26 protein-coding genes and 1 pseudogene are annotated in these 25,252 nt (G+C 64.9%); 12 read left to right on the top strand and 15 right to left on the bottom strand.

From position 1 onward, the window contains the following. Nucleotides 1-100 precede the first annotated feature (100 nt). Genes AB4118_RS25585 through AB4118_RS25610 form a run of 6 tightly spaced genes read right to left on the bottom strand, consistent with a single transcriptional unit; the run spans nucleotide 101 to nucleotide 4,418 of the window. A complete protein-coding gene (locus tag AB4118_RS25585; protein WP_441492388.1) occupies nucleotides 101-388 on the bottom strand; it encodes a hypothetical protein in 288 nt (95 codons plus the stop codon). Nucleotides 389-396: 8 nt separating this feature from the next. After that, nucleotides 397-690 carry a copper-binding protein gene (locus AB4118_RS25590; RefSeq protein WP_441492389.1) on the bottom strand — a complete coding sequence of 98 codons (294 nt, stop codon included), beginning with the start codon at nucleotides 688-690 and terminating at the stop codon, nucleotides 397-399. Between the two features lie 31 nt (nucleotides 691-721). Beyond that, entirely contained in the window at nucleotides 722-1,210 is a 489-nt protein-coding gene (locus AB4118_RS25595; protein WP_441492390.1) for a cupredoxin domain-containing protein, read from the bottom strand. 32 nt (nucleotides 1,211-1,242) lie between these two features. Continuing rightward, complete coding sequence (locus AB4118_RS25600; RefSeq protein WP_441492391.1) at nucleotides 1,243-2,679, bottom strand: multicopper oxidase family protein; 1,437 nt, start codon at nucleotides 2,677-2,679, stop codon at nucleotides 1,243-1,245. 18 nt (nucleotides 2,680-2,697) lie between these two features. Further along, nucleotides 2,698-4,206: a TolC family protein gene (locus tag AB4118_RS25605; RefSeq protein WP_441492392.1), complete on the bottom strand. Its 1,509-nt coding sequence runs from the start codon at nucleotides 4,204-4,206 to the stop codon at nucleotides 2,698-2,700. After that, nucleotides 4,203-4,418: a hypothetical protein gene (locus AB4118_RS25610; protein ID WP_441492393.1), complete on the bottom strand. Its 216-nt coding sequence runs from the start codon at nucleotides 4,416-4,418 to the stop codon at nucleotides 4,203-4,205. Before AB4118_RS25610 ends, AB4118_RS25605 begins: the two co-directional genes overlap by 4 nt. A gap of 171 nt (nucleotides 4,419-4,589) precedes the next feature. Between AB4118_RS25610 and AB4118_RS25615 the strand changes: the two genes are divergently transcribed. The 3 genes from AB4118_RS25615 to AB4118_RS25625 are packed head-to-tail and all read left to right on the top strand — an operon-like array spanning nucleotide 4,590 to nucleotide 7,235. Next, entirely contained in the window at nucleotides 4,590-5,354 is a 765-nt protein-coding gene (locus AB4118_RS25615) for a response regulator (RefSeq protein WP_441492394.1), read from the top strand. Beyond that, nucleotides 5,351-6,787, top strand: coding sequence for an ATP-binding protein (locus AB4118_RS25620; RefSeq protein WP_441492395.1), 1,437 nt, complete (start codon nucleotides 5,351-5,353; stop codon nucleotides 6,785-6,787). Before AB4118_RS25615 ends, AB4118_RS25620 begins: the two co-directional genes overlap by 4 nt. A 19-nt stretch (nucleotides 6,788-6,806) precedes the next feature. Next, nucleotides 6,807-7,235, top strand: a complete 429-nt coding sequence (locus AB4118_RS25625) for a DUF411 domain-containing protein (RefSeq protein WP_441492396.1) — start codon at nucleotides 6,807-6,809, stop codon at nucleotides 7,233-7,235. 59 nt (nucleotides 7,236-7,294) lie between these two features. Here AB4118_RS25625 and AB4118_RS25630 read toward each other — a convergent pair whose 3' ends face one another. Together AB4118_RS25630 and AB4118_RS25635 are read right to left on the bottom strand one after the other, a co-directional pair. Continuing rightward, nucleotides 7,295-8,638, bottom strand: coding sequence for an ATP-binding protein (locus AB4118_RS25630; protein ID WP_441492397.1), 1,344 nt, complete (start codon nucleotides 8,636-8,638; stop codon nucleotides 7,295-7,297). A 10-nt stretch (nucleotides 8,639-8,648) separates the two neighbouring features. Next, entirely contained in the window at nucleotides 8,649-9,314 is a 666-nt protein-coding gene (locus AB4118_RS25635; RefSeq protein ID WP_441492398.1) for a response regulator, read from the bottom strand. Between the two features lie 176 nt (nucleotides 9,315-9,490). Between AB4118_RS25635 and AB4118_RS25640 the strand changes: the two genes are divergently transcribed. The 7 genes from AB4118_RS25640 to AB4118_RS25670 all read left to right on the top strand — a co-directional run bounded on the left by AB4118_RS25640 (nucleotide 9,491) and on the right by AB4118_RS25670 (nucleotide 14,449). Further along, a complete protein-coding gene (locus AB4118_RS25640) occupies nucleotides 9,491-10,108 on the top strand; it encodes a DsbA family protein (protein WP_441492399.1) in 618 nt (205 codons plus the stop codon). Nucleotides 10,109-10,158: 50 nt separating this feature from the next. Continuing rightward, a complete protein-coding gene (locus tag AB4118_RS25645; RefSeq protein ID WP_441492528.1) occupies nucleotides 10,159-10,800 on the top strand; it encodes a L,D-transpeptidase in 642 nt (213 codons plus the stop codon). An 80-nt stretch (nucleotides 10,801-10,880) separates the two neighbouring features. Further along, nucleotides 10,881-12,179 carry a bifunctional sulfur transferase/dioxygenase Blh gene (blh, locus tag AB4118_RS25650; protein ID WP_441492400.1) on the top strand — a complete coding sequence of 433 codons (1,299 nt, stop codon included), beginning with the start codon at nucleotides 10,881-10,883 and terminating at the stop codon, nucleotides 12,177-12,179. A 32-nt stretch (nucleotides 12,180-12,211) separates the two neighbouring features. Next, nucleotides 12,212-12,508, top strand: a complete 297-nt coding sequence (bigR, locus tag AB4118_RS25655) for a sulfite-sensing transcriptional repressor BigR (RefSeq protein WP_441492529.1) — start codon at nucleotides 12,212-12,214, stop codon at nucleotides 12,506-12,508. Further along, complete coding sequence (locus AB4118_RS25660) at nucleotides 12,505-12,909, top strand: YeeE/YedE family protein (RefSeq protein ID WP_441492401.1); 405 nt, start codon at nucleotides 12,505-12,507, stop codon at nucleotides 12,907-12,909. Before bigR ends, AB4118_RS25660 begins: the two co-directional genes overlap by 4 nt. Continuing rightward, nucleotides 12,906-13,349, top strand: a complete 444-nt coding sequence (locus AB4118_RS25665; protein WP_441492402.1) for a DUF6691 family protein — start codon at nucleotides 12,906-12,908, stop codon at nucleotides 13,347-13,349. Before AB4118_RS25660 ends, AB4118_RS25665 begins: the two co-directional genes overlap by 4 nt. Before the next feature lie 305 nt (nucleotides 13,350-13,654). Next, nucleotides 13,655-14,449, top strand: coding sequence for a DUF899 domain-containing protein (locus AB4118_RS25670; RefSeq protein WP_441492530.1), 795 nt, complete (start codon nucleotides 13,655-13,657; stop codon nucleotides 14,447-14,449). A gap of 163 nt (nucleotides 14,450-14,612) precedes the next feature. On the opposite strand, the gene AB4118_RS25675 is transcribed toward AB4118_RS25670, so the two are convergent. Continuing rightward, nucleotides 14,613-15,632, bottom strand: a complete 1,020-nt coding sequence (locus AB4118_RS25675; RefSeq protein WP_441492403.1) for a PAS domain-containing protein — start codon at nucleotides 15,630-15,632, stop codon at nucleotides 14,613-14,615. 986 nt (nucleotides 15,633-16,618) lie between these two features. Beyond that, nucleotides 16,619-17,617 (bottom strand): annotated as a pseudogene (locus tag AB4118_RS25680) (S10 family serine carboxypeptidase-like protein); the annotation flags it as partial. A gap of 15 nt (nucleotides 17,618-17,632) precedes the next feature. Between AB4118_RS25680 and AB4118_RS25685 the strand changes: the two are divergent. Both AB4118_RS25685 and AB4118_RS25690 read left to right on the top strand, forming a co-directional pair. Further along, complete coding sequence (locus AB4118_RS25685) at nucleotides 17,633-18,613, top strand: L,D-transpeptidase family protein (RefSeq protein ID WP_441492404.1); 981 nt, start codon at nucleotides 17,633-17,635, stop codon at nucleotides 18,611-18,613. Between the two features lie 65 nt (nucleotides 18,614-18,678). Further along, nucleotides 18,679-19,407 (top strand): extensin-like domain-containing protein, encoded by a 729-nt coding sequence (locus AB4118_RS25690; RefSeq protein ID WP_441492531.1) that lies wholly within the window; start codon nucleotides 18,679-18,681, stop codon nucleotides 19,405-19,407. Between the two features lie 86 nt (nucleotides 19,408-19,493). Here AB4118_RS25690 and AB4118_RS25695 read toward each other — a convergent pair whose 3' ends face one another. From AB4118_RS25695 to AB4118_RS25715, 5 genes are all read right to left on the bottom strand, one after another. Next, nucleotides 19,494-20,774: a DUF763 domain-containing protein gene (locus AB4118_RS25695; RefSeq protein WP_441492405.1), complete on the bottom strand. Its 1,281-nt coding sequence runs from the start codon at nucleotides 20,772-20,774 to the stop codon at nucleotides 19,494-19,496. A 147-nt stretch (nucleotides 20,775-20,921) separates the two neighbouring features. Beyond that, nucleotides 20,922-21,842, bottom strand: coding sequence for a serine hydrolase (locus tag AB4118_RS25700; protein ID WP_441492406.1), 921 nt, complete (start codon nucleotides 21,840-21,842; stop codon nucleotides 20,922-20,924). 40 nt (nucleotides 21,843-21,882) lie between these two features. Next, nucleotides 21,883-22,698 (bottom strand): ABC transporter permease, encoded by an 816-nt coding sequence (locus AB4118_RS25705; protein WP_441492407.1) that lies wholly within the window; start codon nucleotides 22,696-22,698, stop codon nucleotides 21,883-21,885. 3 nt (nucleotides 22,699-22,701) lie between these two features. Further along, entirely contained in the window at nucleotides 22,702-23,637 is a 936-nt protein-coding gene (locus AB4118_RS25710) for an ABC transporter permease (protein WP_441492408.1), read from the bottom strand. Between the two features lie 46 nt (nucleotides 23,638-23,683). Then, nucleotides 23,684-25,210, bottom strand: coding sequence for an ABC transporter substrate-binding protein (locus AB4118_RS25715; protein WP_441492409.1), 1,527 nt, complete (start codon nucleotides 25,208-25,210; stop codon nucleotides 23,684-23,686). Between the last annotated feature and the right edge of the window lie 42 nt (nucleotides 25,211-25,252).

Consider the following 25,252-nt stretch of genomic DNA (forward strand, 5'->3'; position numbering starts at 1 on the left):
TTGAAGCCAAAAAGGAAGGCCGGCAGCGATGATTGCGCTGCCGGCCTTCTTTCCATTGTGCTCTTTCCCCTGAGCGGACTGTCGGCAAGGGGCTCATCGGCTACCTGTCCCGCTCGTCCTCCGACGAGGGGCTGCTTGCTGTGCAACGACCAGCGATGCAGACCAGTTCGATCACCTTGTGCTCGGTACTGAGGCAGTTCGCCCGGTAGATGACGATCTTGCCCTGATCGGGCAGCCTAGTGACCTTGGCGTTGGCACAACCGGATTCGAGCAGGGCGCGTTGCAGGTCACCGTCGCTTGCGGCGCCAGGGGATGGAGCGGATATGACGAGGGCAGCGAGTGCCGCGAAGAACCGATCGCGCCCGCTGCCCGCCGAGTTGCGGGTCACCGCCGTGCTTACTTCGCCTTCTGCAGCGAGGTGACGGTGATCTGACCGTTGACGCGCTCGGCGGTGAACTTGACCTTTTCGCCGGCCTTCAACTCCTTGAGCATGGCCGGGTCGGCGGCCTTGAACACCATCGTCATGCCGTCCATGTCGAGGTTCTTGATCGGGCCGTGATCAAGCGTGATCTTGCCCTGAGCCATATCGACCTTCTTGACCGTCGCGCTCACCAGAGCTGCGTCCTGCGCCAGGGCCGCGCCAGCAAGGCTGCCGCTAACGAGCGCGATCGTGAGAAGTCTGCGCATCATGGTCTCCATCGTGATGTGAGGGTTGCCGCGGTCACTTGACGGTGATGGTGCCGGTCATTCCGGCTTCGCGGTGGCCGGGGATCAGGCACGAGAAATCGAACTGCCCGGCCTTGGTGAACTGCCAGACGATCTCCCCGGTCTTCTTGGGGGAGAGGCGCTTGGCGTTCGGATCGTCATGCTCCATGTCGGGGTTCTTCTGCATCTCGACGGCGTGCTTGAGGTTCTCCTCGAGCGTCGCCACGACCAGCTCGTGATCGAGCTCGCCATTGTTGCGCAGCTGGAAACGGATCTGTTCACCGCGCCGGACCTCGATCCTGTCCGGGATGAACTGCATCTTGCCGTCACGCTCGGCCATGGCGATCTGGATCAGCCGGGCCGGCTTCTTGGGATCGCCCGGCTTGCCATAGGCGGTCTCGTCGCCATGGCCGTGCCCGGCTCCGCCAGGACCGGCCAGCGCTGCGGCGGCGGAGAACATGACGGCCACAGCCGCCAAGCCGAGTTTCGTGAACTGCTTTGACATGGTTCCTCTCCCGAAGGGATGTCGATGGACGCTCAGTGGTTGGAAAGGCCGCCGGCCTTGGCCGCGGGCAGCGGTTTGCCATCCGGGCCGAGTCGGGGTTTGCGCGGATCCTTCACGCGCCAGTCGGCTGATTGCACGCCGCTGTCGGGCGCAGTCGCACGGGGTGCCTCGGTCAGCGTGGCGCCCTTGAATTCGTAGGCGACGGTGCCTTCCGGGTGCTTGAACCAGCCGGGGTCCTTGTAGTCGTTCTTGGCGAGGCCCTCGCGGACCTTCACGACCGAGAACATGCCCCCCATTTCAACCGGGCCGAACTGCGCGAAACCCGTCATCATCGGCAGAGTGTTGTTCGGCAGGGGCATTTCCATCGCGCCCATCTCGCCCATGCCGTTGGAGCCCATCGGCATATAGCCTGGCGCGATCTTGGCGATCCGCTTGGCAATGTCCTTCTTGCCGACGCCGATATAGGTTTTCACCGAGTGGCCCATGGCATTCATGGTGTGGTGCGACTTGTGGCAATGGATCGCCCAGTCGCCGAGCTCGTCGGCGACGAAGTCGAAGGCGCGCATCTGGCCCACCGCGACATCGATCGAGACCTCGTCCCAGGCGGCCGCTGGATCGACCCAGCCGCCATCCGTGCAGGAGACCTTGAACTCGTAGCCGTGCATGTGGATCGGATGGTTCGTCATCGTCAGATTGCCGAAGCGGATGCGCACCTTGTCGTTCTTCGCCACGACGAAAGGATCGATCCCCGGGAAGACCCGGCTGTTCCAGCACCACAGGTTGAAGTCGAGCATCGTGTTGACCTTCGGCACATAGGAGCCGGCCTCGATGTCGAAGGCATTGAGCAGGAAGACGAAATCACGGTCGACGCGGCGGAAGGCCGGGTCCTTGGGATGAACGACGAAGAAGCCCATCATGCCCATCGCCATCTGGACCATTTCGTCCGAATGCGGGTGGTACATGTAGGTGCCGGAGCGCCGCAGCAGGAACTCGTAGACATAGGTCTTGCCCGGCGGGATATGCGGCTGGTTCAGCCCGCCGACGCCGTCCATGCCGTTGGGCAGACGCTGGCCATGCCAATGGATCGTCGTGTTCTCTGGCAGCTTGTTGGTGACGAAGATGCGGACCTTGTCGCCCTCCACGGCCTCGATGGTGGGGCCCGGCGACTGGCCGTTATAGCCCCAGAGATAGGCCTTCATGCCCGGCGCGAGCTCGCGCTCGACCGGTTCGGCGACGAGATGGAACTCCTTCCAGTCGCCGTTCATCCGCCAGGGCAGGGTCCAGCCGTTCAAAGTGGCGACCGGCTGGTAATCCGGCCCGCTGGTTGGAACCAGTGGTGCCTGGGTCGAGGCGTCCGTCATGGTCGGCGCCTCGGGGACCGAAGCGAAGGCGGTGCGGCCGGAGACGGCTGTCGCACCGGCAAGGACGAGGCCGGACGAGCCGATGAAGCCTCTGCGTGACATGGTCATGGTGTCGTTCCTTGCTCGCTAATGGCCTGCGCCGCCGCCGTCGCCACCGGTGCTCGCGGCGGCGGTCGCTCCACCGCCACCGGTGCCGCCACCGCCGATCACGACGTGCTTGAGGTCGGTATGGGCGATCCAGAAATCGCGGCGCGCATTGATCGCGGCGACATTTGACAGGATGCGCCCGCGCGCATCGGTGATGAGCTGCGTCACATCGACGAGCATGCCGTTATAGTGCAGCAGCGACTCGTCCTGGATGATCTTGCGCAGCGGCAGGACGTTATTCTGGTATTGCCGAGCGATGTCATAGGTGGCGCGATAGCTGGTATAGGCTTCGCGCGCTTCCGAGCGGATTTTGACGGCCTTCTCGGCAAGCTTGTTGGCGGCCTGCATATAGTTCTGCTCGGCCTGGACCACGCGCGACTGTCCGAAATCATAGATCGGGATCTCGATTTCGAGTTCGAGCGTGGTGCTGCGCTTCGACTCCCGCTCGACGTCACCATCGGCCAGAGCCCTGCGCCCACGGTCATAGGTGCGCCGGCCGAGCAGATCGACGTCGTTGACGAAGCGGGTTGCGTTGGTGAGGCCCAGCGACTTCGCCAGCGCGTCGAGATCGCCGCGGGCGATCTGCAGATCGATCCGCTTGCGCAAGGCCTCGGCTTCGATCGCCTTGGCACTCTGGATTTGCGGAAGGGGCGCAAGATTGGCGGGGATCTGGAACTTCAGCTCGTCGCCCCACAGGCCAAGCAGCCGCACGAGGCGTTCGCGCTCCTGGCGCTGCAGCAGGCGTGCCTGGCCGAGCTGGGCGTCGAGCTCGGCGTCGAAGGCGAATTCGCGGGCCTGATCGAGCTTGTTGATGCCGCCGGACTCGCCGAGCCGCTTGAACAGCTCGGAGGCGGCGTCGGTGGAGTTCTTGGCCTGCTCGAAGAAGCCGACCTGCGCATTGGCGGCGACGGCCCGGTAATACTGCCGGCGCGTTTCGGCTGCCAGCTTCAGCACGGATTCGGCGGCGCGCAACTGGGCGGTCTGGAATGTCTCGCGGGCGATTGCGGCGCGCGCCGGCAATGTCGCAAGCGCGAAGAGGCTGCCTGCGACCTGGCGCTCGATCTCCAGTTCAAATCGTCCTGAAAGCTTGGAGATGCCAAAGCGGGGATTGGGCGGCAGGCTCGCCGCGACCATCTGTGCCTCGGCAATGCCGAGATCATTGAAGGCGGCTTGCAGGCCGCGATTGTTAAGCAGCGCGATCTGCACCGCGGAATCGGCCGTCAGCGGTTTCCTCAGCAGCTGGTCGACGCGAGCCTTGGCGCTGATCGCCGCCCCGGCATCATTGATCTTGACCACGTCCTTCTTCAGCTCGCTGAAGGCGAGATTCTGCGCCGGGCCGATGCCGCCATCGGCGGAGAAGGTCGCGCAACCGCCAAGGAGCGCGGCCATGCCGGCGACAAGGGCGAGGCGGGAAACAGACGGGAAGCGCATGATCGACCGGAAAGGGACGGACGCAGGCGTGGCCACAGTGATCGGTCCTTCGGTCATGGCTGCGGTCCAACGCGCCGATTGAGTTCACGCCAGTCCTTCGGCTCGGCCGGGCGCAGCACGGTGCTGCCGGCAGTGACGCTCTGATAGGCAGGGGCGGGGACGTTCACGTTCGGATCGGCCGGACGTGCGAGATAGTCAGGCAGCGGTTTGCCGGCGCAGGCGCCGAGCACGATCGCAAGGGTTGCGAGGAGGAGTGGTCTTGCAATCATTGCGATTCGGCGTCTCCAGCGGCGTGGTGACGTCTGACTAGCAACGGCGCTCCGGCCGCGTCCGTTACAAATTGTTGCGAAGCGATCCGCGCATTTGGCGCAAGCAGGCGTTATCTTGACCCTTGAGCCGCGTACCGATCACTCCTCGCCCGTCCAGTCGGAAGTCCGAAGTTGAACCCATTCCCTGCAAGCGTTCAGGCCGAGGATCACGGCCATGTGCTGGTGGTCGACGACGACCCGCAGATCCGCCTGCTGGTCGCGCGCTTCCTGCAGCGGCATAGCTATCAGGTCAGCGGCGCCGCCGATGGCGATGCGATGTTCGACATCCTCAAACGCAGCGAGATCGACCTCGTCATTCTCGACCTGATGCTGCCGGGCCGTTCGGGGATTGAACTCTGCCGCGATATCCGCGCGGTCTCGCCGGTGCCGATCGTGATGCTGACGGCCCGCAGCGAGGAGAGCGACCGCATACAGGGGCTCGAGGTCGGCGCCGATGACTATGTGACCAAGCCGTTCAGTCCACGCGAGCTGCTGGCGCGGGTTCGGGCCGTGCTGCGGCGCACGCGCATCCGCCGGGGCGAGCCGAGTGATCGCGCCAGCGAGCAGATAGGCTTCGATGGCTGGACGATGGATCTGCGCCGCCGGGAATTGCTGTCGCCGTCGGGAACGCTGGTCGATCTTTCGACTGGCGAGTTCGACCTGCTGCTTGCCTTTGCCGAACACGCCAACAGGGTGCTCTCGCGAGAGGCGCTGATGCAGTTTGCCAAGACGCGCAGCAGTGACGACCCTTTCGACAGGACGATCGATGTCCAGATCAGCCGCCTGCGCCGCAAGCTCGAGGCGGATACGAATGGCAGCCAGCTGATCAAGACCATCCGAGGCTCGGGCTACATGTTCACGCCGACCGTGCAGGCGCGCGAGGGTGAGCCGGCATGAGCAAGTCCCTCCGTCCGCGCTGGCCCGACACGGTTGCGGGCCGCGCCATCCTGATCCTCGTCGCGGCGCTGCTGGCTTTCCATTTCGCCGGCTACTGGGCCTATCGCGTCAGCGTCGACAGCATGGCCAATGTGCAGCGCGACAAGGCGCTGGCGGAGCGCATTGTCACGATCAAGCGCGCGATCGCCGGCAACGTGCACGATGCAGAGCGCGATCGCGTCGCCCATGATCTGTCGAGCGCGAGCCTGGAGGTGCACTGGAGCAATGTCAGCCTCGTCCTCGGTACCGCGCCGAAAACCGAACGCACGCAGGCGATGGCGGCACGGCTGAAGGAACTCGCGCCTGAGCTCGCATCGGAATCGTTTCGCCTGGGCTATGCCGATGGCGGGGCCCCAGGCGCCGGAGAGGGAGATGCCGATCGCCACATGATGCTGGTCTCGGTCAGGCTGGACGACGGCTCCTGGGTCAATTTCTCCTCGACGACGCTCGGGGCCGCGCAGCATGCCGACTGGAACGTGCTGGCGATCATGATCTGTTTCGGCGTGGCGATCATCGTCATCGGCGTGCTGCTGCTGCGCTGGGCGACGCGGCCGCTGCGCGACCTGGCGCTGGCAGCCGAGCGCTTCAGCCTCGACCAGGCCCCGACACCGCTCAGCGAGGTCGGCCCCGCTGAGGTGCGCCGGGCGGCGCGCGCCTTCAACACCATGGGCGAGCGCATCCAGCGCCTCGTCGCCGAGCGCATGCAGGCGCTGGCGGCGGTCTCGCACGACCTGCGCACGCCGATCACGCGTCTGCGGCTGCGCTCGGAGCTGATGGAGGACGATGCGACGCGCGATCTGGTCGATGCCGACCTCTCCGAAATGGAGGCGATGATCGATTCGACGCTCGAATTCCTGCGCGGCGGCGTCTCCAGCGAGGCGATCCGTCCACTCGACATCGTCTCGGTGATCGAAACCATCGTCGACGACCATATCGATCAGGGGCGAACGATCACGCTCAGCGGACTCGGTCATGGCCGCGTACTCGGGCGACTGCTCGCCTTGAAGCGCGCCTTCTGGAACCTGATCGGTAACGCGGTGAAATATGGCGATCAGGTCTCGATCGCCATATCGGAGACACCGACCGGCCTGAGCTTCATCATCGAGGATGACGGGCCGGGCATTCCCGAGCAGGAGGTCGAGCGTGCCTTCCAGCCATTCGTCCGGCTCGAGGAATCGCGCAGCCGGGAAACCGGCGGTACCGGACTCGGGCTGACGATCGCGCGCGCGGTCATTCATGCCCATGGCGGCGAGATCTTGCTCGCCAACCGGGCGGAAGGAGGCCTCCGGGTCACGGTGACGTTGCCGACGCTGGCTGCCAGCGAACAGCAATTCGCGGATGCGCTGACGACGGGGCGCTTTCCCTTGCCGGCCGCGAACCCGGCCCGCTCATGATGTCTATCTGGAGAGAACGATGAAAACCCTTGCTACCGCGCTGACGCTCGCGCTCTTCGCTGCTCCGGCGGCGGCCCAGTCGATCCAGGTCCATCTCAGCCCGACCTGCGGCTGCTGCAAGTCCTGGGTCAAGCATCTCGAACAGGCGGGGTTCTCGCCCAAGGTCGTCGAGAGCAAGGACATGGCAGCAAGCAAGCGCCTGGTCGGCGTGCCCGATAAGGTCCAGTCCTGCCATACCGCGATCATCGAGGGGTATTTCATCGAAGGCCATGTGCCGGCCCCGGACATCCGCAAGCTGCTGCAGGACAAGCCGGCTGCAATCGGCCTGGCTGTGCCCGACATGCCGGTCGGATCTCCCGGCATGGAGGTCGAGGGCGTGACGCCGGACCGGTATGAGACGCTTCTGGTCGGGGCAGATGGCGAGACGACGGTCTTCGCGAAGCACTGACCTAACCACCTGTGTTTGCAGCGGCCCGAGTAGCGCAATCCACCCTTCCGGCCGCTGCTTCAGCGCTGCAGCGAACCGTCGTTCCAGAGGAGCGCTGCCTGCAATCCCGGGCCGTCTGTGCGGTTGCTCAGGACGAGCAGCGCTCCGACGCGCCTGGCGGCGATGTCGACGATGGTCAGGCCGAGCCCTGTGCCTGTCGGGCTCTTGTGGCGACCGCGGTAGAAGCGTTGCGTGACCAGGCCGAGTTCTTCCTGGGGGATGCCGGGGCCCTGGTCGAATACCGCGACGCCGCGACCATCGGCCGTCGGACGCCAGGACACGACACCACCGCCCGGCATATGCTGGATCGCGTTTTCGTGCAGGTTGCGCAGCGCCAGGGCGAGGCTCTCGCGGTCGCCTGGCACATCCAGGGCTGCGAGCCCAGGGTCGATTTCGACGTCGATGCCGGCCGCCGGAGTCGCATTGTCGATGATCTCGGCGAGGAGCCCGCTGACCCGGACACGGCCCGAGACCGGACCTTGCTGTTCCGTTTCGAGCTTGGCGAGCGTCAGCAGCTGCCGAACGAGGCGGGCCGTCCGGTCCACTGAGATCAGGATCTGGCGTAGCGCGCCTTCCCTGATCGATGCGTCGGTTGTGGCCAGCGCGATCTGCGCCTGCGTCTTCAAGCCAGCCAGCGGGGTTCGCAATTCATGGGCGGCGAAGGCCGTGATCTCGCGCTCATGGCGGCGGGCGGCCGCAACCTTGTCGAACAGACCGTTCAGCGCCTGCGCGAGCGGCCGGACCTCGATGGGGGCTTCGGCCGCCGCGAGGGGGCGCATGTCCTCGGCGTCACGGGACTTGAGTTCCGCAGCCATGGTCGCGAGCGGGCGCAAGCCCCGGCCGAGGCTGAGCCAGATCAGCAGGCCGAGCAACGGGGCGATCAGCAGCGCGGGCGCGAGAAGCCCGGTGATCAGGTCGTTGACCAGCCCATGACGCAAGCCGATGCGATCGCCGACCATGACGCGGATGCCCTTCTGGGCATCCTCGACCGCGTAGACCCGCCAGCGTTCGCCATCGACCGTTCGATCGGAGAAGCCGGCGGCCTGATCGGTCAGCTGGGAGCCCGGCGCACCGCTGGAACGGGCAACCAGCCGGCCGTCGAGCGACCAGATCTGGCAGGATAGCTGGCGCTCGTAGAATGCCGGCTCGACCGTCGCGCCGGGTAGTCCGGCGATAGCGGTGTCCGGCATCCGGCCGGCGTCGACCAGCGAATGCACCATCTTCGCCGCCTCCTGCAGGCGGGTGTCGAGCACATGTTCCAGCTTGGACCTACTGTCGAGATAGATCCAGGCGACCGCGCTGAGCCAGATCAGCCCGGTGGCGGCAATCAGGATGACGAAGAGGCGCGTGCGCAGGGAGGTCATGGCCCAGGCCTCATTTCGTCACCTGTCTCATCCGGTAGCCAAGGCCGCGCACGGTCTCGATCACGTCGCGGCCGATCTTGGCACGCAGATTGTGGATATGGACCTCGACGGCGTTGCTCTCGATATCCTCCTGCCAGCCATAGAGCCGGTCTTCGATTTCACCCTTCGAGCGGACCGCGCCAGGACGCTCCATGAGTGCCGACAGCACTGCGAATTCGCGTCGGGAGAGCGTGACGGGCGTGCCGGCGACGCTGGCAGCAAGCGTTGCGGGGTCGAGCATGATGGCGCCCGCAGCCATGACGGGCGCGGCCCGACCGGCATTTCGGCGCGCCACGGAGCGCACCCTGGCCGCCAGCTCGTCGAGATCGAAGGGTTTGCCGAGATAGTCGTCGGCGCCGGCATCGAGGCCGCGGATCCGGTCTGCGACCTCGTCGAGCGCCGTCAGGAGGAGGACGGGCGTGCGGTCGGACTTGCCCCGCATCTCCTTCAGCACGTGGAGCCCGGACCCATCCGGCAACATCAGATCGAGCACCACGGCGTCAAAACAGGAGGTCGCGAGCGCGGCCAGCGCCTCGGCGCAGGTCTCGACGCGGTCCACCGTCGCCCCGGCAAGCCCGAGCCCGACCTTCAGCCCGTCCGACAGAACAGGATCATCCTCGACGACGAGGATACGCATTTCGGTTCTCTCCATTGGCCACGCCCTCCCTCGCTGGCGCGGCTTAAGGCTGGCTTAAGGTGGATTTCCGACCCGGGGGCATCCTTTGCGCAGCGCATGGCCATGCCGTCCGGCGTGCCGTGCGGTGCCAGACCTCATTCGTCCATCCGGACCCGGAAGCCTGAGCGGAACCCAGCATGAATCGCAGAAACCTCATTCGTATTGCGGCCGCGCTGGCCGCTGCGCCCTTCATCTCGCCCATGGCGATGGCCCAAACCATCGATGTCGAAGGAATCCTCAATGATCCCGAAGCGCCGGCTGGCGGGAACCCGAAGGGCGATGTCACGATCGTTGCCTTCCTCGACTACAACTGCCCCTACTGCAAGAAATCCGCCCCCGACCTCGCGCGCGTCGTCAGGGAGGATGGCAAGATCCGCCTTGTCTACAAGGAATGGCCGATCCTGGGCGAATCCTCTGTCCTTGCGTCGCAGATCGCGCTCGGTGCCGGCTATCAGGGGCGCTACGAGGCCGTTCACAAGGCTCTGATGGGGCTTCCCGGCCGGCTGAGCTCGAAGGACACGATCCTGACGGCGGTCAAGGGCGCAGGCGTCGACATGAACCGCCTGCAGGCCGATCTCGATGCGAATGCAGAGAAGATCACGGCACAGCTGCGGCGCAATCTGGCGCAAGCGGATTCGCTGGGCCTGCAGGGCACGCCAACCTATCTGGTCGGACCGTTCCGGACCTCGACGCTCGACTACAAGGGCTTCAAGCAGGTCGTCGCCGATGCACGCGGAAAGCAGGCGGCACGATGAGGCTGCAGACTCGCTCGGCGATGCTGCCATCGCGCCGCAAGGCGGTCAGGATGGTCCTCTCCGCCGTCGGCTTTCCGCTTCTGGCCGGCGCCTGCACGACGACCTCGCTGCCGCCGCCGCAGATCGCGAATGCCATCCCGACCGTCGACCCGCTGGCGGCTGAGCGCTATGCGGCGCTCGACAATGAACGCTTCTCTGTCCCTGCCGTTTCGCTCGAGGATCTGAAGCCGGCCTATATGCGCCAGCTCGTCGATTACCGGACCCGCGAGCAGCCCGGAACGATCGTCGTCGATCCCGAGGCACGCTTCCTCTATCTCGTGCAGGAGGGCGGCAAGGCGCTGCGCTATGGCGTCGGGGTCGGCAAGGAGGGGCTTGAATTCACCGGGACGGCGCGCGTCGAGCGCAAGGCGCAATGGCCGCGCTGGACGCCGACGCCGGACATGATCCGGCGAGAGCCCGGCCGCTATGCGAAATGGGCCGGCGGCATGGCAGGTGGCGCGAGCAATCCGCTCGGCGCCCGGGCGCTCTATCTGTTCAAGAACGGCAAGGACACGCTCTACCGCATCCACGGCACCAACGAGCCCTGGACGATCGGCGAGGCCGTCTCGTCAGGCTGCATTCGAATGATGAACCAGGACGTGATCGACCTGTATAATCGCGTTGCCGGCGGCTCCAGGGTGGTGGTGCTCTGACCGCGTGACGTGCCTCTTGCGGGCCTTCAATATACATTATATGATATTGTATATTGAAGACCCGCAAGAGGAGCGACGCCATGCCGACCGTCAGGATCAGCGACAGGCTCACCATTGGTGGCCAGCCATCGCTTGCCGAGTTTGCGCAGCTCGCAGGCGAAGGCTTCGCGACGGTCGTCAACAACCGGCCCGATGGCGAGGAGGCCGGGCAGCCCGGCACCGAGGCCGAGGCGTCCGCCGCAGCTGAAGCCGGGATTGCCTATGCGCACATACCCGTCACCGGGCCGACCATCACCGAGGCCAATGTGCGGGCATTCCAGAGAGCGGTCGCCTCGGCATCCGGACCGGTCTTCGCCCATTGCAAATCCGGAACGCGCGCGTTGACCCTGCACGCGCTGGGCGAGGTTATCGACGGGCGCCTCGAGGCGGCGGATGTCCGGGCATTCGGCGAGCGGCTCGGCTTCGATCTCAAGGGCGCGCAGGCCTGGCTCGCTGCCCGAGCGCTGCCGGCCCGGCCCGAGGTCAAGGGGTTCTACGAGCCGCGCAGCGGCAGCATCCAGTATGTCGTCTCGGATCCTGCGACGAAGAGCTGTGCGATCATCGACCCGGTGCTCGACTATGACGAGAAATCCGGGGCGACCAGCACGGCGAGCGCCGATGCGCTCCTGTCGCATGTCGCGGCGCAGGGGCTGACCGTCGCGTGGATTCTCGACACCCATCCGCATGCCGACCATTTCTCAGCCGCGCATTATCTGAAGCAGAGGACCGGGGCGCCGACCGGCATCGGTGCGCATGTGGTCGAGGTGCAGAAGCTTTGGAAGAAGCTCTATAACTGCCCGGCGCTGCTGACCGATGGTTCGCAATGGGACCGGCTGTTTTCTCATGGCGACCATTTCAGGCTTGGCTCGATCGATGCGCATGTCCTGTTTTCGCCCGGCCATACGCTGGCCTCGATCACCTATGTGATCGGCGATGCCGCCTTCATCCATGACACGCTCTTCATGCCGGATTCCGGCAGCGCCCGGGCCGATTTCCCCGGCGGCAGCGCCACAGCGCTCTGGGCCTCGATCCAGGATATTCTGGCGATGCCTGACGAGACCCGGCTCTTCACCGGTCACGACTATCGGCCGGGCGGACGCGAGCCGCGCTGGGAGAGTACGGTCGCAGAGCAGAGGCGAGCGAACCCGCATGTCGCGGGGATGGACGAGGTGGGCTACGTCGCGCTGCGCGAGGCACGCGACAAGACATTGCCGATGCCAAAGCTGATCCTGCATGCGCTGCAGGTGAATATTCGGGGCGGGCGCCTGCCGGAGCCGGAAGACAACGGCCGGCGCTATCTCAAGATCCCGCTCGATGCGCTCGAAGGTGCCGTCTGGTGACCCTGTCGAGCGAGGTGACGAAGCCAGTCGATATGGCGGCCCGCGCGGACGAGGTCGCGGGACTGCTCAAGACGATGGCCCACCCGGCGCGGCTGATGCTTGCCTGCATGCTTGCCGAGGGAGAATACGCCGTCGGCGAACTGGAAAGCCGGCTCGGCATTCACCAGCCGACGCTCTCGCAACAGCTCACGGTGCTGCGGGAGGCGGGAATTGTCGAGACGCGGCGGGAGGGCAAGCAGATCTTCTATCGCCTGACGGCGGACAAGGCGGCGCTGCTGATCCGCGCGCTCTATGACATCTTCTGCGAGCCGGAGGCCCCGCAACCATGAGTTACTGGCCCTCGCTCTTCGGCGGCATGCTGATCGGGCTCTCTGCGGCGCTGCTGCTGCTTCTCAACGGTCGCATCGCCGGCATCAGCGGCATCGTGGGCCGGCTGGCGCAGGGCGCTCAGGTGCCGGCCAACGCCGCTTTCCTGATCGGGCTCCTGGCCGGTCCGGTTCTCTTCGCCATCGCCTTCGGCCGCTGGCCGCAGGTGACGATCGCGGCCTCCTTGCCGATCATCCTGATTGCGGGGCTGCTGGTCGGCTTCGGCACGCGGATGGGCTCGGGCTGCACATCGGGCCACGGCATCCTCGGGCTTGCGCGCTTCTCCCGCCGTTCGATTGCCGCGACCGTCACCTTCCTGGTAGCCGGAATCGCTGCGGCCACCCTCATGAGGCTCGTCGGATGACACAGCGCTTGCCACGCCTGTTCGTCGCGCTTGTCGCCGGCGCCATGTTCGGCTTCGGCCTTGCGCTGTCGGGCATGCTCGATCCGGCCCGCGTCATCGGCTTCCTGGATATCGGGAGCGATCATTGGGACCCGAGCCTCGCCTTCGTGCTCGGCGGCGCTCTTGCCGTTGCGCTCGCTGCGATGGCGCTGGTGCGGCGAATGAAGCGTCCCGTCCTCGACGATCATTTCCATATCCCTGTGTCCGGCCAGGTCGACCGGCGGCTCATCCTCGGATCTGCTCTGTTCGGGCTCGGCTGGGGCATGGCCGGCTTCTGCCCGGGTCCGGCGATTGCCGCGCTTTCCATGGGGTTTCTGCCGGTCGAACTGTTCGTTGCGGCCATGCTGGCCGGCATGACGATTCATGACCGCTTCGTCGCCGCCGGGACTGCAGGCGGTTGATTCGATCCGTGTCAGTCCGGATCTGAGCCCTCAACGCAGCTTCGGATTCTTTGGCGCATGGAGTTTGTCCTGCCGCTCAAAGGGGCTGAGTGGCAGGGTCCGATCGCGGCGACTTCCTTGAGTGGCGCAGGCCCCGCGCCTGCGATCAGCGGCTCCGTCCGAATATCGCCACGCTTGTTACTCCCACTGGCCGATCTGCGGTGCCAAACTGCCTGACGATCAATGGCGATCAATGAGCGCCAAATGGAAGCGTGTTGCGTCCTGAAGGTGCGGGAGATCGCCTAAACCAGGAGGTTTCAGAGGCCATGACACAATCAGCCGAGAGCGGACGGAAAGGCGGACAACCGGTCATGCGGACACCAGCGGTCGTACCGTCGCTGGCATGGGAGGAAGCCCGCAAGCAACTGATCGTGAAGGAAAAAGCCCAGACCCTGGCCCGTGACGCCCTGGCCGCTGAGCGGCGGCGCATGCCGTGGACGGCCGTGACGAGTGCGTATGCGTTCGAGGGGCCTGCGGGCAAAGCCAGCCTGCTCGACCTGTTCGACGGTCGGCGGCAGCTGATCGTCTACCGCGCCTTCTTCGAGCCGGGCGTTTTTGGCTGGCCGGACCATGCCTGCCGGGGCTGCTCCATGGTGGCCGACCAGGTTGCGCATCTCGCCCACCTGAACGCCCGCGACACCACCCTCGTCTTCGTCTCGCGTGCGCCGCAGGCGGATATCGCACGGCTCAAGGAGCGGATGGGCTGGACGATGCCCTGGTTCACCCTCACGGACGGTTTCGATGCCGATTTCGGCGTGGACGAATGGCACGGCACGAACGTGTTCTACCGTCACGGTGGTCGGGTGTTTCGCACCTATTTCATCAATAACCGCGGCGACGAGCAGATGGGGAACACCTGGAACTATCTCGACATCACGCCGCTGGGCCGGCAGGAGGTCTGGGAGGACTCTCCCGCAGGCTATCCGCAGACGCTAACCTATAAGTGGTGGAACTGGCACGACAGCTACGTTGCCGACGCGGCGCCCGACAAAAAATGGGTCGAGGTGTCGGATGCCGGAGAGGCTGCCTTCCGGGACCGAAAGGCAGATCCAACGGCGTGAGCCGTGCCTCACGCCGTTTCCGAGTTCTGCCGGGAGAATTTTACGCCTGCGCTGCCATTGAGCGTTCAGGCGCCTGAAACGGTGTCCTGAACGTTGCAACGCGGTTCTGGCCGACGCGAGCCCTGCGGGTCTGGCCGGTCATGACATGGAGGTCGATGGCGCATCAGCGACGCAGATCGGCGAGGTCCGCCTCGATCACTGCGACCAAACCGGTGGGCAGCCAAAGGTACTGCATCTTGGCGCCAAGCTGAGATTGCGCCGCCCTATCGACGAGAACGCTGCCGAAGCCCGGCTGTCCGGAAGGCGTGACCACGTCGGGGCCGCCGATCTCTTGCCAGGTTATGAAAAGCTGCTCCTGCCGAACCTCGGTGGAAACCGACACGGACCCGCTTTCGCTGGACAGCGCACCATACTTGACCGCATTGGTCGCCAGCTCATGAAAGATCAGCGCCAGCGCGGTCGCTGCACTCGGGCCGACCGCAGCATCCTCTCCTTGAATGGTCACGCGATCTGCGTGGCCCTCGCGATAAGGGTCGAGCAGGCGTGACAGCAGCAGCGTCAATCCTCCGTCGCCGATCTCCTTGTCGACGACGAAGGCATGGGCGCGATGCAGGGCCTGGAACCGGCTCTGCAGTTTCTCGGCGAAGCCCTTGCTCGCCGGCTCGAAGCGGGCCGCCATCCGCACCAGACTGTTCACAACGGTGAAGATGTTGGCGATTCGATGCGAAAGCTCGCGGGCGATCAGCTCACGCTGCTCTTCGGCGCGGCGCCTTGCTGTAATGTCGATATGGGCCCCGACGAGGCGAACCGCGCCGCCATGCTCGTCTCTGGTGATTTCGGCCTTTGCGAGGATCCAGCGCGTCTGGCCGTCACTTGGCCTGATGATGCGATACTCGACTTCGTACTCGGTGGCAGGGCTTTTAACGGTGGCGAGGAAATGGCCCACGACACGCGCGCGGTCATCGGGATGAATCCGGGCAACCCAGGCCTCGTGGCTTTCATGGATCGCGTCCGGCGGTAATCCGTGGACGGCCAAATACTCTGGCGAGCGGACATTCTTGAATTCACCGTGGCGCAGGTCGACCTCCAGGCCGCCGATCTGCCCGATGCGTTGGATGCGTGCGAGCTCGGCTTCGCGGGCGCGAAGTTTGCTCTCGGCCGATTCACCTAGGTTGTTCAACATCTTGTCCCGGCTCAATCGGCGCAGGATCCTATATGTCGCCGTGCTTGACCACCCGCAATGTCATTGGACATGGCGTGGCAGCTTTCGCTGTGATCAGTTGGGAAAGCGGGGCTTCAGCGCGAGGGCCCGGCTCCTCCTCACAATCCCTGGCGGGCCTCGATCATGGTGCGAGCCGCCTCGCGCAAATTCGCGCGCGAGGCGTCACGCGAATAGAACATGTGCCCGCCGGGAAGGACCTGCAGCTTGACGCGGGCAGGATCGCCCAAGGCAGGCAGTTGATCGAGAAGCAGCTTGGTCTCGAAATAGGGCGTGACGAGATCGGTGAACCCGTGTGCGACGATGACCTCGAGGCGGGGATCGAGCGCGAGCACATTGCGGAGCTCGCGGATGGATTCGCGGTCGCCGCGACCCTGGCCATAACTCCAGCGGCGGTTGACCTCTTCGTTCAAAAGAAAGTAGCGCCCTTCGGGCCGCCAATTCAGATCGCTCGCATAATGACTGAGCATTGCGCTCGTCAGGGGGGCCGTGATCGCGCCCAGCACGGCGTCCGGCGCCCGGCCGCGCGCGGCTTCGGGATCGGGGTCGAGGGCCGCGACGTTTCCATCATAAGGACTGCCGACAAGCCCCTTGTTGCGGTCCAGCTCGCGCAGAAAGGTGGTTGCATCGACCTTGCCGCCCATGCGCTCCACGAGAGCCCGGTCGAGCCCTGTCAGCGCTGAGACCCTGTCGGCCAGTCGTTTGGTCGCGTCGCTGTCGCGTGGCCCCTTCAGGAGATCGGCGAGATAGTCGCCGGCAGCATAGTTTTCGGCCTCTGCGAGCGTCTGGTGGGAGAGTTTGCCTTCGCGCTCCAGCTTCACCGCGGCCATCGCCGGGAGCGACACCACCCAGCGAAGCGGCGAGCTGCCGGCGTCGCGCTGGTAGGTGAAGTCGAGTACCGGGGAGAGCATCACGATGCCGGAGACGCCGACACCGTCGCCGGTCTGCAACTCGCTGGCGATCTTGGGGGCGCGGAACCCGCCATAGCTCTCGCCGACGAGGAATTTCGGCGAAGCGAGGCGGTCGTTCAGCCGCAGCCAGTTGGTGACGAAGCGTGAGAGCGACTTGTAGTCTCCCTCGACCGACCAGAGCAGCCCGCGTGCCTCATCGGTGCCGGCGGCGAAACGGCTGAATCCCGTGCCCACCGGGTCGATGAAGACGAGATCGGTGAAGTCGAGCCAGGTATCGGCATTGTCGACGACGAGGGGCGGCATGGACGGGGCGTCGCCCTGCCGGCCGAAAGGCAGCCGCTTCGGCCCCATCAGGCCGAGATTGAGATAGGCAGAGGCGGCACCAGGTCCGCCGTTGAAGGCAAATGTGACCGGGCGCGACGAGGCGGGGACGCCCTGACCACGGTCGAGCACATAGGCGATATAGGCGATTTCGGCGAGCTTGCGGCCGGACTGATCACTGACCGGCAGCGCGCCGGCCGTGGCCGTATAGCGCAGCGTACGGCCGGGCAGGGTCAATTCGTGACGCGTGACGGAAGGCGGCGGCAGGGCTACGCCCTGGCCGGTGACAGGGCGAGACTCCTGCCGATTTGCCTGCGCATCTGCTGGGCCCTGATCCCGCCGCGCCGGCGCAGTCTCCTGCGCTCGCGCCTGGTCCAGGAAAGCCAGAGGCGCTGAAATGGACAGCCCGGCAACGGCAAGTGCGAAAAGCGCGCGAAATCTCATGGCATGTCCCGATGACGATCCCCAAGAACTTAAGCTGATCCAATGCGGAACATGCCAAACATCTCGTATCACGAAGCCGTTAGGTTCCCTGGGCGAGGTCGCTTCGGTAGCGCATCTGCGTGATGGTTGTCGGAGGTCTAATGGCTGTTGGATTGCCGACCATGCCGGCGTCCCAAGGGCGACTTGGCCACGCTGACTGGCTGAGCCGAACTGGTGCCCTGTCAAGATCTCGGGAACATGTTGGCGCTTCCGCCGTATAGGGTTTGACCTCATCGGAACCCCCGATCGATGAAGCTCACCGATCTGCACGTAATGGTCCTTATGGTGCTCGTACTCGGTGCGGCCCCTGTGTCGGCCTTGACGCCCGATCAGATCAACACGGCGACATTCGCGCGACCGATCCGTCAGGCGGCGAACGGGCCCGATCCCTTCATCGTGAAGGCTCAGGCCCTGCTCAGCCGGCGCAGCATCTCGCCCGGCGTGATCGATGGCGTCGATGGCGAGAACTTTCGCAAGGCGGTCGCGCAGTTCCGGCGCCAGGAGAACCTAGGCGAAAGCGACGAGCTGGACGAGGTCGCGTGGCTCGGTCTCGGCGGCGATACCGATCAGGATGTCGTGGTCGAATACAAGCTGTCCGAAAAGGACACGGAATACAAATTCGCCGACGCCATTCCCCGCGACTACGCCAAGCAGGCCAGGATGAAGCGGCTCTCCTACACGAGCCCGCAGGAGATGCTCAGCGAGCGCTTTCACATGAGCGAAGGGCTATTGATGGCGCTTAATCCCGAGCAGCGCTTCACCAGCGCTGGCCGCGGAATTTACGTCATCTCTTCCGAACGCTCTCTCCAGAAGGGCGCTGCCAAACGGGTCGATGTCGTTAAGAGTACGGGCATGGTCGTCGCTTATGGCGATGGGGACACCATCCTTTCCAGCTATCCGGCAACAATCGGAAGCACTGACACGCCCTCTTTGAGCGGGCAGTACAAGGTCACGCGCATCGCGAGGAACCCGAGATACACCTACAATCCCGAGAAAAACTTCCGGCAGGGCAAGAACGATGAAACCCTCGTCCTTCCGCCCGGACCCAATGGACCGGTTGGAACCGTCTGGATCGCTTTGTCGGAACCGACATACGGCATACACGGCACGCCGGAACCCTCGCGGGTCAGCAAGACGACGTCGCATGGATGCGTGAGATTGACGAACTGGGATGCGGAGGAGCTGGCCGACCTCGTGCGCCCGGGTGTGCCGGTGCGATTCCTGGATTGAGGGCGGTGTCAGGTCGCCAGAGACGGCGAGTTCTCGCAGGGATCGCGCTAGCCATTTCTCTGTTCATGTTCGGCTTCGGGGCGCTGGCGCGCGACAGCCAGGCAAAAGTGCAAGGCGTTTCGCAATCGGATCCAGCACGCGTGCTCGCGCCGCTGCCTCCGCCGCGGCCGAGCAGATTGGCCCCGCAGGCTGACTCCACTGCAAACGGGAATTCGTTGGAACAGCGTGTTCCGGCAGTTCCATCGACCTGTATCAGGGCCTTCGAGGAGAGCGGGGGTTTCGTATTGCCCTCGCAGAACGGCGCAAGCACGGGGGAATGTGCGATCGAGGATCCGGTGACGTTCCAGCGCTTGACCATGCCCGACGGTTCCAGGATCGAGTTGGACAGCGCGATCACCGTGCGGTGCTCTCTTGCGCTCGAGGTTCTCGCCTGGATCCGCGACGATCTCGCTGCGCTGGCGAGGCAGGAGAACGCCCGGCTTGCGAAGCTGACAGGGGTCGGCGGATATGCCTGCCGGTCACGAAACGCCGATACAGGTGCGCCGATCAGTGAGCATGCGAGCGGCAACGCTCTCGATGTCGGCGGGTTGCTGATGCAGGATGGCCGCGCCGTGGCATTCGCGGGTCAGGAGCCTCTGTCCCGCTCAATGCGCGACGCGGTGCAGAAGAGCGTCTGCCAACGGTTCGCCACCGTGCTCGGCCCGGGAGCCGACAGTTCCCACAAGGACCATCTTCATCTCGACATGCGCCAGCGCTCGCGAGGGTTTCGCATTTGCCAGTGGACGGTCGAATGAAGAGCAGTCCTGTTCTCCCCCCAGTCAGCATGCCAGACGCCGTCGGCGGAATGCCGATGGCGACGCGCTGGCGCCATGGCTGACGGTCAAGCCGGGTTCGCCTTCGCAGGCGGCGCGGGTGCCGCTTCACCGTCCGACCGCTCCCAGCCGAAGACGCTCCGGCCACCATACTCGGCGGAGCGCAGTCTCTCCTCCGTGACATACTCATCCAACGTCGGACCGGAGACGACGCGCTCCAGGCGCCGGCTTTCCCGGTCCAGACGTGCGATGGCAGCGAGCCTGTCGTCCTGACCGAGTTTCGCCCGATCGATGGCGGATTTCAGCACCGCGATCGTCTGGTCGTAGACCTTGGTGGGCACGGCGAACGGCTGTCTGTCCTTGCCGCCATGGGCGAGAGAGAAGCGCGCAGGATCGGCGAACCGGCACGGCGCGCCATGGATCACTTCCGCGACCATCGCAAGCGAACGGACCGTGCGGGCGCCGACGCCGGGCACGAGCAGCAATTCCGAGAAATCGGCGGGGGCGCTGTCGGCGGCTGCGGCGAGCGCACCATGGAGCCGTCGCGCAATGACGTCCTTGGGCCTGACCTCGTGATGTGCCGGCATGACGAGATGAGGTAGGGAAAGCTGCGCCGGCGACAGGACCGGCGGCGCCCGGTCGCGCTCCAGCGCCGCAAATTCCCTCACGATCCCCGACGGTCCGATGTCGCGCAGCAGATCGATCTGGCCGTTGCGGGAGAGGGCGGCGCGCCTGTCGGTCAGATTGATGATGCTGCCCTGGTTCTTGCCATCGATGGCGGCATGTGGCGCCTCGACGAAACTGCCCAGCCCTTCAGACTGCCAGTGATAGCGCCGGGCGAGGCCGCCATCGCCATTCATGCCCTGCTGCACCACGACCCAATGGCCGTCATTCCCGACGAAGAAGCCATGGAGATAAAGGTCGAAGCCGTCCTGCACGGCGGCACTGTCGACCTTGGCGACCAGCCGGCTCGCGGTGGCGAGCGCCTGTCCGTCGAACCCGACCCTCGCTCCAATCTGTTCGAGCTCGGCCGGTGTCTCGCGCGAATGGCGGCCCCGCCCGCCACAGACATGCAGGCCCAGCTCGCCCGACAGCGGAGCCAGCCCACGCTTGAGCGCGCCTATCACGCTGGTGGTGATACCCGACGAGTGCCAGTCCATTCCCATCACCGCCCCGAAGGACTGGAACCAGAATGGATGCGCCAACCGCCGCAGCAACTCGTCGCGGCCATAATGATGGATGATCGCCGCGCAGATGACCGCGCCGAGCTGCGTCATGCGCCGACCGAGCCAGGCGGGCACGCGGCCATGGTGGAGCGGAAGGTCGGCGCTGCCGGATCGCCGGGTCATGGCGAAGTCTCGCGAACGAAAGAGGAACGCCTGATATAGCCCGGCCTGTCCCCGCTTTCTACAGAAATTGATCCTCGTCGAGGCGGCTGGTCCTGTCGCTCCGTTGCGCCCGACCGCCGGTCGTCGCCGTGCACATCAAGATTCCGTTCAAATCCCGGCTATCTCGGCTGCAACCAACTTACCAATCCCCGGCAGGAAGCCGTCATCCTCTCCGATCGCTTCGCCCTGGGTGAAGACGGTCAGGATGAAGTCCTCGCCGCCAGGCAGGATGGCGCGCATCGCGTCGTGACGGCGAAATTCGGCGCGTACATCGCCCAGCCAGCGGGTCCGTCCGGCCTTGGACCAGATCCGCGAACCGTCCGGCAGGCCGCCGCCGAGATATCCGAGCAGTTGATAGGCGCCGCGGGCCCGGTCGGGACTTTCCTGGTCGCGAATGAGGTGGTCGCGCACCCGCTTCAGGCGAGCTTCCGGCAACAGCGAGGAGCCATAAAAGATCTCTGACATCAGACGCGCCATTGCGATCGGCGTCAGGCGGTTGTGGCCGATGGGAGAGAGATCGAGCCCGATTTTCTCGCGGCCGTAGCGCAAATCATCCATCAGCTTCTGGTCGAGATTGATGCCGACCAACTCGGACCAGCCCAAGCCGGCGAAGAAGCGGTTGATCTCCCGGCGGCGCTCGCACCAGTCGGCCAGGGCCTCCCCCTGCAGCAATGTGTCGCCGGTCGTGCCGGTGAGCAGGTCGATGATGTAGTTCGTTGCCGAATTGGACGACCAGAGGATCATGTCGCGCATCGCGCGGTCGAGTTCCTCATGCTCGGTCAACCGTCCCTCCGTGAGGGCCGCCTGCGCCGCGACGAGGTGAAAGACCTTGACCAAAGAGCATGGGTAGCTCCGCCAGTCGGCATGGCGGGCAGCTCCAACCGGTTTCTCACCAGCAGGCTGAGGGCGCAGCAGGACATAGGCGAACTGGTCCAGCGGGACACCACGTCCGGAATAGATCGAAGACGCATGGGCCTCGATGGCGCGGCCGATCCGCTGCAGTTCTGTATCGTCGCGAAAGAAGCTCATGATGTCCTCATGGCGCAGGCATCGGCCGCGCAGGAAAAGGTCAGCCCTTCGGGCGCAAGGCGGTGTCGAGCCCCTCGCCGATCAGGGCGAAGGTCACACCGGTATAGATGATGGCGAGACCCGGGCAGGTCGCGATCCACCAGGCGTCGAACAGGAACTCGCGGCCGTCCGAGATCATCAGCCCCCATTCCGGTGTCGGCGGCTGGATGCCGAGGCCGAGGAAGCTGAGCGAGGTCACGGCCAGGATCGTCAGGACGACATCCGCCATTGCATAGACGATTGCCGGGGTCACGGCGTTGGGCAGGACATGCCTGGCAACGATGTGCCGGTCGGTACCGCCGAAACTGCGTGCTGCCTGCACGAATTCGAGTTCGCGCAGCACCAGCACCTCGCCACGGACAATGCGGGCAAACGAGATCCAGTTCACCAGCAGGAAGGCGAGATAGAGGTTGAATTCCCCGGGACCCAGCACGCCGACGATGGCGATCACCAGGACATGGAAGGGGAAGGCCCAGAAGATGTCGGTGATACGCATGATCACGGTATCGACGCGGCCACCGACATAGCCGGAGAGCGCACCGATCGCCGCGCCCAACATGGCCGGCGCCGCGACACAGATCAGTGCCACCCTCAGATCGACGAGACCGCCCGCCATGACCCGCGAGGCGACATCGCGCCCGAGATCGTCCGTGCCGAACCAGTGGCCGAGTGAGGGCGGCTGCAACGTATTGCCGTAGTCGATGAGGAAGGGATCATGCGGTGTCCAGACTTGCCCCAACCCGACGAACAGGCTCAGCAGGGCGAGCATCACGAGGCCGATTAGCAGCGTCGGATTGAGGCGGCGCAGTCGCGTCATGGTTCAATCCAGCCTGATGCGCGGGTCGGCCAGCGCGTAGGCGATATCCGTCGCCAGGTTGATCAGGACCACGAGCACGGCAAAGACGATGGTCAGCCCCTGGATCATCGGGTAGTCGCGGGCGAATATCGATTCAACGAAGAGCGAGCCGAGCCCGGGCAGGGCGAAGACCGTTTCGATCACGACCGTGCCACCGATGATCCAGCTCGTATGTGCGCCGAGCACCGAGATCGAGCTGATCAGGGCATTCGGCAGGACGTGCACGCGCATCGTGCGGTTGGTGCCATTACCCTTGGCCCGGGCCGTCGTGACATAATCCGAGCCGAGCACGTTCAGGATGCCGCTGCGCAGGCTGCGGATCGTCAGCGATGCCGTCGCGAGGGCAATCACCAGGGCGGGAAGCGTCAGATGATGCAGCCGCGAAAGAAAGCCGTCCCCGTACCCGGAGGTGGGGAACAGTGGCACCCAGATCGCCAGCATTACGACAAGGACCAGCCCCAGCCAGAATGAGGGGATGGCGAGCAGGATGGTGAAGACGAGTTTGATCAGGACATCCACCGGCTTGTCCCGCTCGACCGCCGAGAGCAGGGCAAGAGGAACGGTGAGGATGACGGCAATGATGGTTGAATAGGCGACGAGCCACAGCGTCGCCGGCAGGCGCTCGAGCACGAGTTCCGAGACCGCGCGGCCGTGCACCACCGAACGGCCGAGGGTCCCTGAACCGATATCGCCGAGGAACAGCCAATATTGCCGCCAGAGCGGCAGATCGAGCCCGAGGCGCTGTTTCAGCAGCGCAACTTCCTCAGGGCCGCCGCGCGCCCCGAGCAAGAGCGTTGCCGGATCCCCCGGCAGCGCGCGCAGCAGGAAGAAGCAGGCCAGCGTGATGCCAAGCAGCACCGGCACCAGCTGGAACAGCCGTTTGAAGATGTAACCGACCATGATGAGCTTCTGAAAGAAGAGGCGGCCCTGCGGGGCCGCCGGCGCTTCACTTCAGCTTGACGTCCTCCAGGCGGAAATTGGAGGTCGGAAGCACTTCGAAGCCTTCGACATTGCTGCGATAGGCGTAGGACGTGCCGGGATAGAACAGGAAGACCGACGGCGCGCCCTCATGCGCGAGCTTGATCATCTCCTTGAACATCCCACCGCGCTCCGGACCATCGGCCGTGACGCGCTCCTTTTCGTAGAGCTCGTTGACCCGCTCGCTCTTCCATTCCGTGTGGTAGGCATTGGCGCGCTCGGGATTGACGATCAGAAAGCCGGCGAGCTGATCGGGATCGATCGTGTCGCTCGAGGCATAGGAAACCGCCATCTCGTAGTCGCCCGCCTTGGTTGTCGACCAATGCGTGCCGCCTTCGACCAGCTTGATCTCGGCCGTCACCCCGACCTGCGCCAGAGCGCTTTGCATCGCCTGTCCGAGCTGGCGGTGCAGCGGACGTCCCGAGTGGATCAACAGCGAGGTCTTGAAGCCGTCCGCATAGCCGGCTTCCTTCAGCAGGGCTTTCGCCTTGGCGACATCGTGGGAATAGGGCTTCAGCGTCGAATCGGCATAGGCCATGGGCGGCATCGGCGAGTTCGCGACCTTGCCGGTTCCATAGAGCAGCGCCTTGACCAGGCCTTCCTTGTCGACGGCATAGTTCAGCGCTTGACGGACACGGACATCGTCGAAGGGCTTCTTCTTCGTGTTCATCATCACGAAGTCGCTGCGCAGGACATCGGCAACAGCAGTCTTGATCGCGCCCGAACGGCTGAGGCTCTGCAACTGGTTGAGCGGGATTTCCAAGGCGACGTCGATCTCACCAGCCTGCAGTTTCAGGACGCGGCTGTTGCCTTCGGGAATGACAAGGAGCTCGGCGCCGTCGAGGTCGGGCTTGCCGGCCTGCCAGTAGGATGCGTTCTTCTTCAGCGAAAGACCCTGGCCCTTATTCCATGCTGCAACCGTAAAGGGGCCCGAGCCGATCGGCTTTTCGAAGAAGCGGTCGGGCGCCGCCTCGAAAGCCCTTTGCGGCAAGATGGCGGAAGAGAACAAGGCCAGGTTGTTCAGAAGCGGCGTGAAGGGCTTCTTGAGCGTGAGGATCACCGTGCGCTGATCCGGCGTCTCGATCGTCTCGATGCCCGAAAAGAAGCGCTTCCAGTTGCTCGCATCGCTGCCGGCCCGCTTCAGTGAGAACGCCACATCTGCGGACGTGACCGGGGTACCGTCGGAGAATTTCGCTTCGCGCAGCTTGAATGTGTAGGTCGTGCCGTCGGCACTGAGCTGCCAGCTCTCGGCAAGGCCAGGCTCGAGCTTGGTGGCATCCTTGCTCGGGCGGAGCAGTGTGTCGAAAATCAGCAGTTGCGCGAAGATCGAAGCGTTGTCGCTGGTGGCGATCGGATCGAGCGAGACGAGATCCTGCGTCTGCGCCAGTCTCAACACACCCTTGGCAAGGGCGGGGGAAGCAAGGCCGCCCATCACAGGCGTCATCACGGCGAGCGCAAGCGCGGCAGCCGAAACCATCGAACGAAATCTGGTCATCGCGATCCCCTGTGGTGCCGGTTCTATGCCGACAATGGCCGG

This window comes from Allobosea sp. 2RAB26 (genome assembly GCF_052115465.1).
Lineage (GTDB): Bacteria > Pseudomonadota > Alphaproteobacteria > Rhizobiales > Beijerinckiaceae > Allobosea.

Coding starts and splice junctions, on each gene's coding strand:
- AB4118_RS25710 (WP_441492408.1), bottom strand. CDS start 23,637: ATGGTCGGTTACATCTTCAAACGGCTGTTCCAGCTGGTGCCGGTGCTG.
- AB4118_RS25690 (WP_441492531.1), top strand. CDS start 18,679: ATGTTCGGCTTCGGGGCGCTGGCGCGCGACAGCCAGGCAAAAGTGCAA.
- AB4118_RS25700 (WP_441492406.1), bottom strand. CDS start 21,842: ATGAGCTTCTTTCGCGACGATACAGAACTGCAGCGGATCGGCCGCGCC.
- AB4118_RS25605 (WP_441492392.1), bottom strand. CDS start 4,206: ATGACCGAAGGACCGATCACTGTGGCCACGCCTGCGTCCGTCCCTTTC.
- AB4118_RS25635 (WP_441492398.1), bottom strand. CDS start 9,314: ATGCGTATCCTCGTCGTCGAGGATGATCCTGTTCTGTCGGACGGGCTG.
- AB4118_RS25685 (WP_441492404.1), top strand. CDS start 17,633: ATGAAGCTCACCGATCTGCACGTAATGGTCCTTATGGTGCTCGTACTC.
- AB4118_RS25600 (WP_441492391.1), bottom strand. CDS start 2,679: ATGACCATGTCACGCAGAGGCTTCATCGGCTCGTCCGGCCTCGTCCTT.
- AB4118_RS25610 (WP_441492393.1), bottom strand. CDS start 4,418: ATGATTGCAAGACCACTCCTCCTCGCAACCCTTGCGATCGTGCTCGGC.
- AB4118_RS25645 (WP_441492528.1), top strand. CDS start 10,159: ATGGTCCTCTCCGCCGTCGGCTTTCCGCTTCTGGCCGGCGCCTGCACG.
- blh (WP_441492400.1), top strand. CDS start 10,881: ATGCCGACCGTCAGGATCAGCGACAGGCTCACCATTGGTGGCCAGCCA.
- AB4118_RS25660 (WP_441492401.1), top strand. CDS start 12,505: ATGAGTTACTGGCCCTCGCTCTTCGGCGGCATGCTGATCGGGCTCTCT.
- AB4118_RS25705 (WP_441492407.1), bottom strand. CDS start 22,698: ATGACGCGACTGCGCCGCCTCAATCCGACGCTGCTAATCGGCCTCGTG.
- AB4118_RS25670 (WP_441492530.1), top strand. CDS start 13,655: ATGACACAATCAGCCGAGAGCGGACGGAAAGGCGGACAACCGGTCATG.
- AB4118_RS25590 (WP_441492389.1), bottom strand. CDS start 690: ATGATGCGCAGACTTCTCACGATCGCGCTCGTTAGCGGCAGCCTTGCT.
- AB4118_RS25625 (WP_441492396.1), top strand. CDS start 6,807: ATGAAAACCCTTGCTACCGCGCTGACGCTCGCGCTCTTCGCTGCTCCG.
- AB4118_RS25715 (WP_441492409.1), bottom strand. CDS start 25,210: ATGACCAGATTTCGTTCGATGGTTTCGGCTGCCGCGCTTGCGCTCGCC.
- AB4118_RS25695 (WP_441492405.1), bottom strand. CDS start 20,774: ATGACCCGGCGATCCGGCAGCGCCGACCTTCCGCTCCACCATGGCCGC.
- AB4118_RS25620 (WP_441492395.1), top strand. CDS start 5,351: ATGAGCAAGTCCCTCCGTCCGCGCTGGCCCGACACGGTTGCGGGCCGC.
- bigR (WP_441492529.1), top strand. CDS start 12,212: ATGGCGGCCCGCGCGGACGAGGTCGCGGGACTGCTCAAGACGATGGCC.
- AB4118_RS25640 (WP_441492399.1), top strand. CDS start 9,491: ATGAATCGCAGAAACCTCATTCGTATTGCGGCCGCGCTGGCCGCTGCG.
- AB4118_RS25595 (WP_441492390.1), bottom strand. CDS start 1,210: ATGTCAAAGCAGTTCACGAAACTCGGCTTGGCGGCTGTGGCCGTCATG.
- AB4118_RS25665 (WP_441492402.1), top strand. CDS start 12,906: ATGACACAGCGCTTGCCACGCCTGTTCGTCGCGCTTGTCGCCGGCGCC.
- AB4118_RS25675 (WP_441492403.1), bottom strand. CDS start 15,632: ATGTTGAACAACCTAGGTGAATCGGCCGAGAGCAAACTTCGCGCCCGC.
- AB4118_RS25630 (WP_441492397.1), bottom strand. CDS start 8,638: ATGACCTCCCTGCGCACGCGCCTCTTCGTCATCCTGATTGCCGCCACC.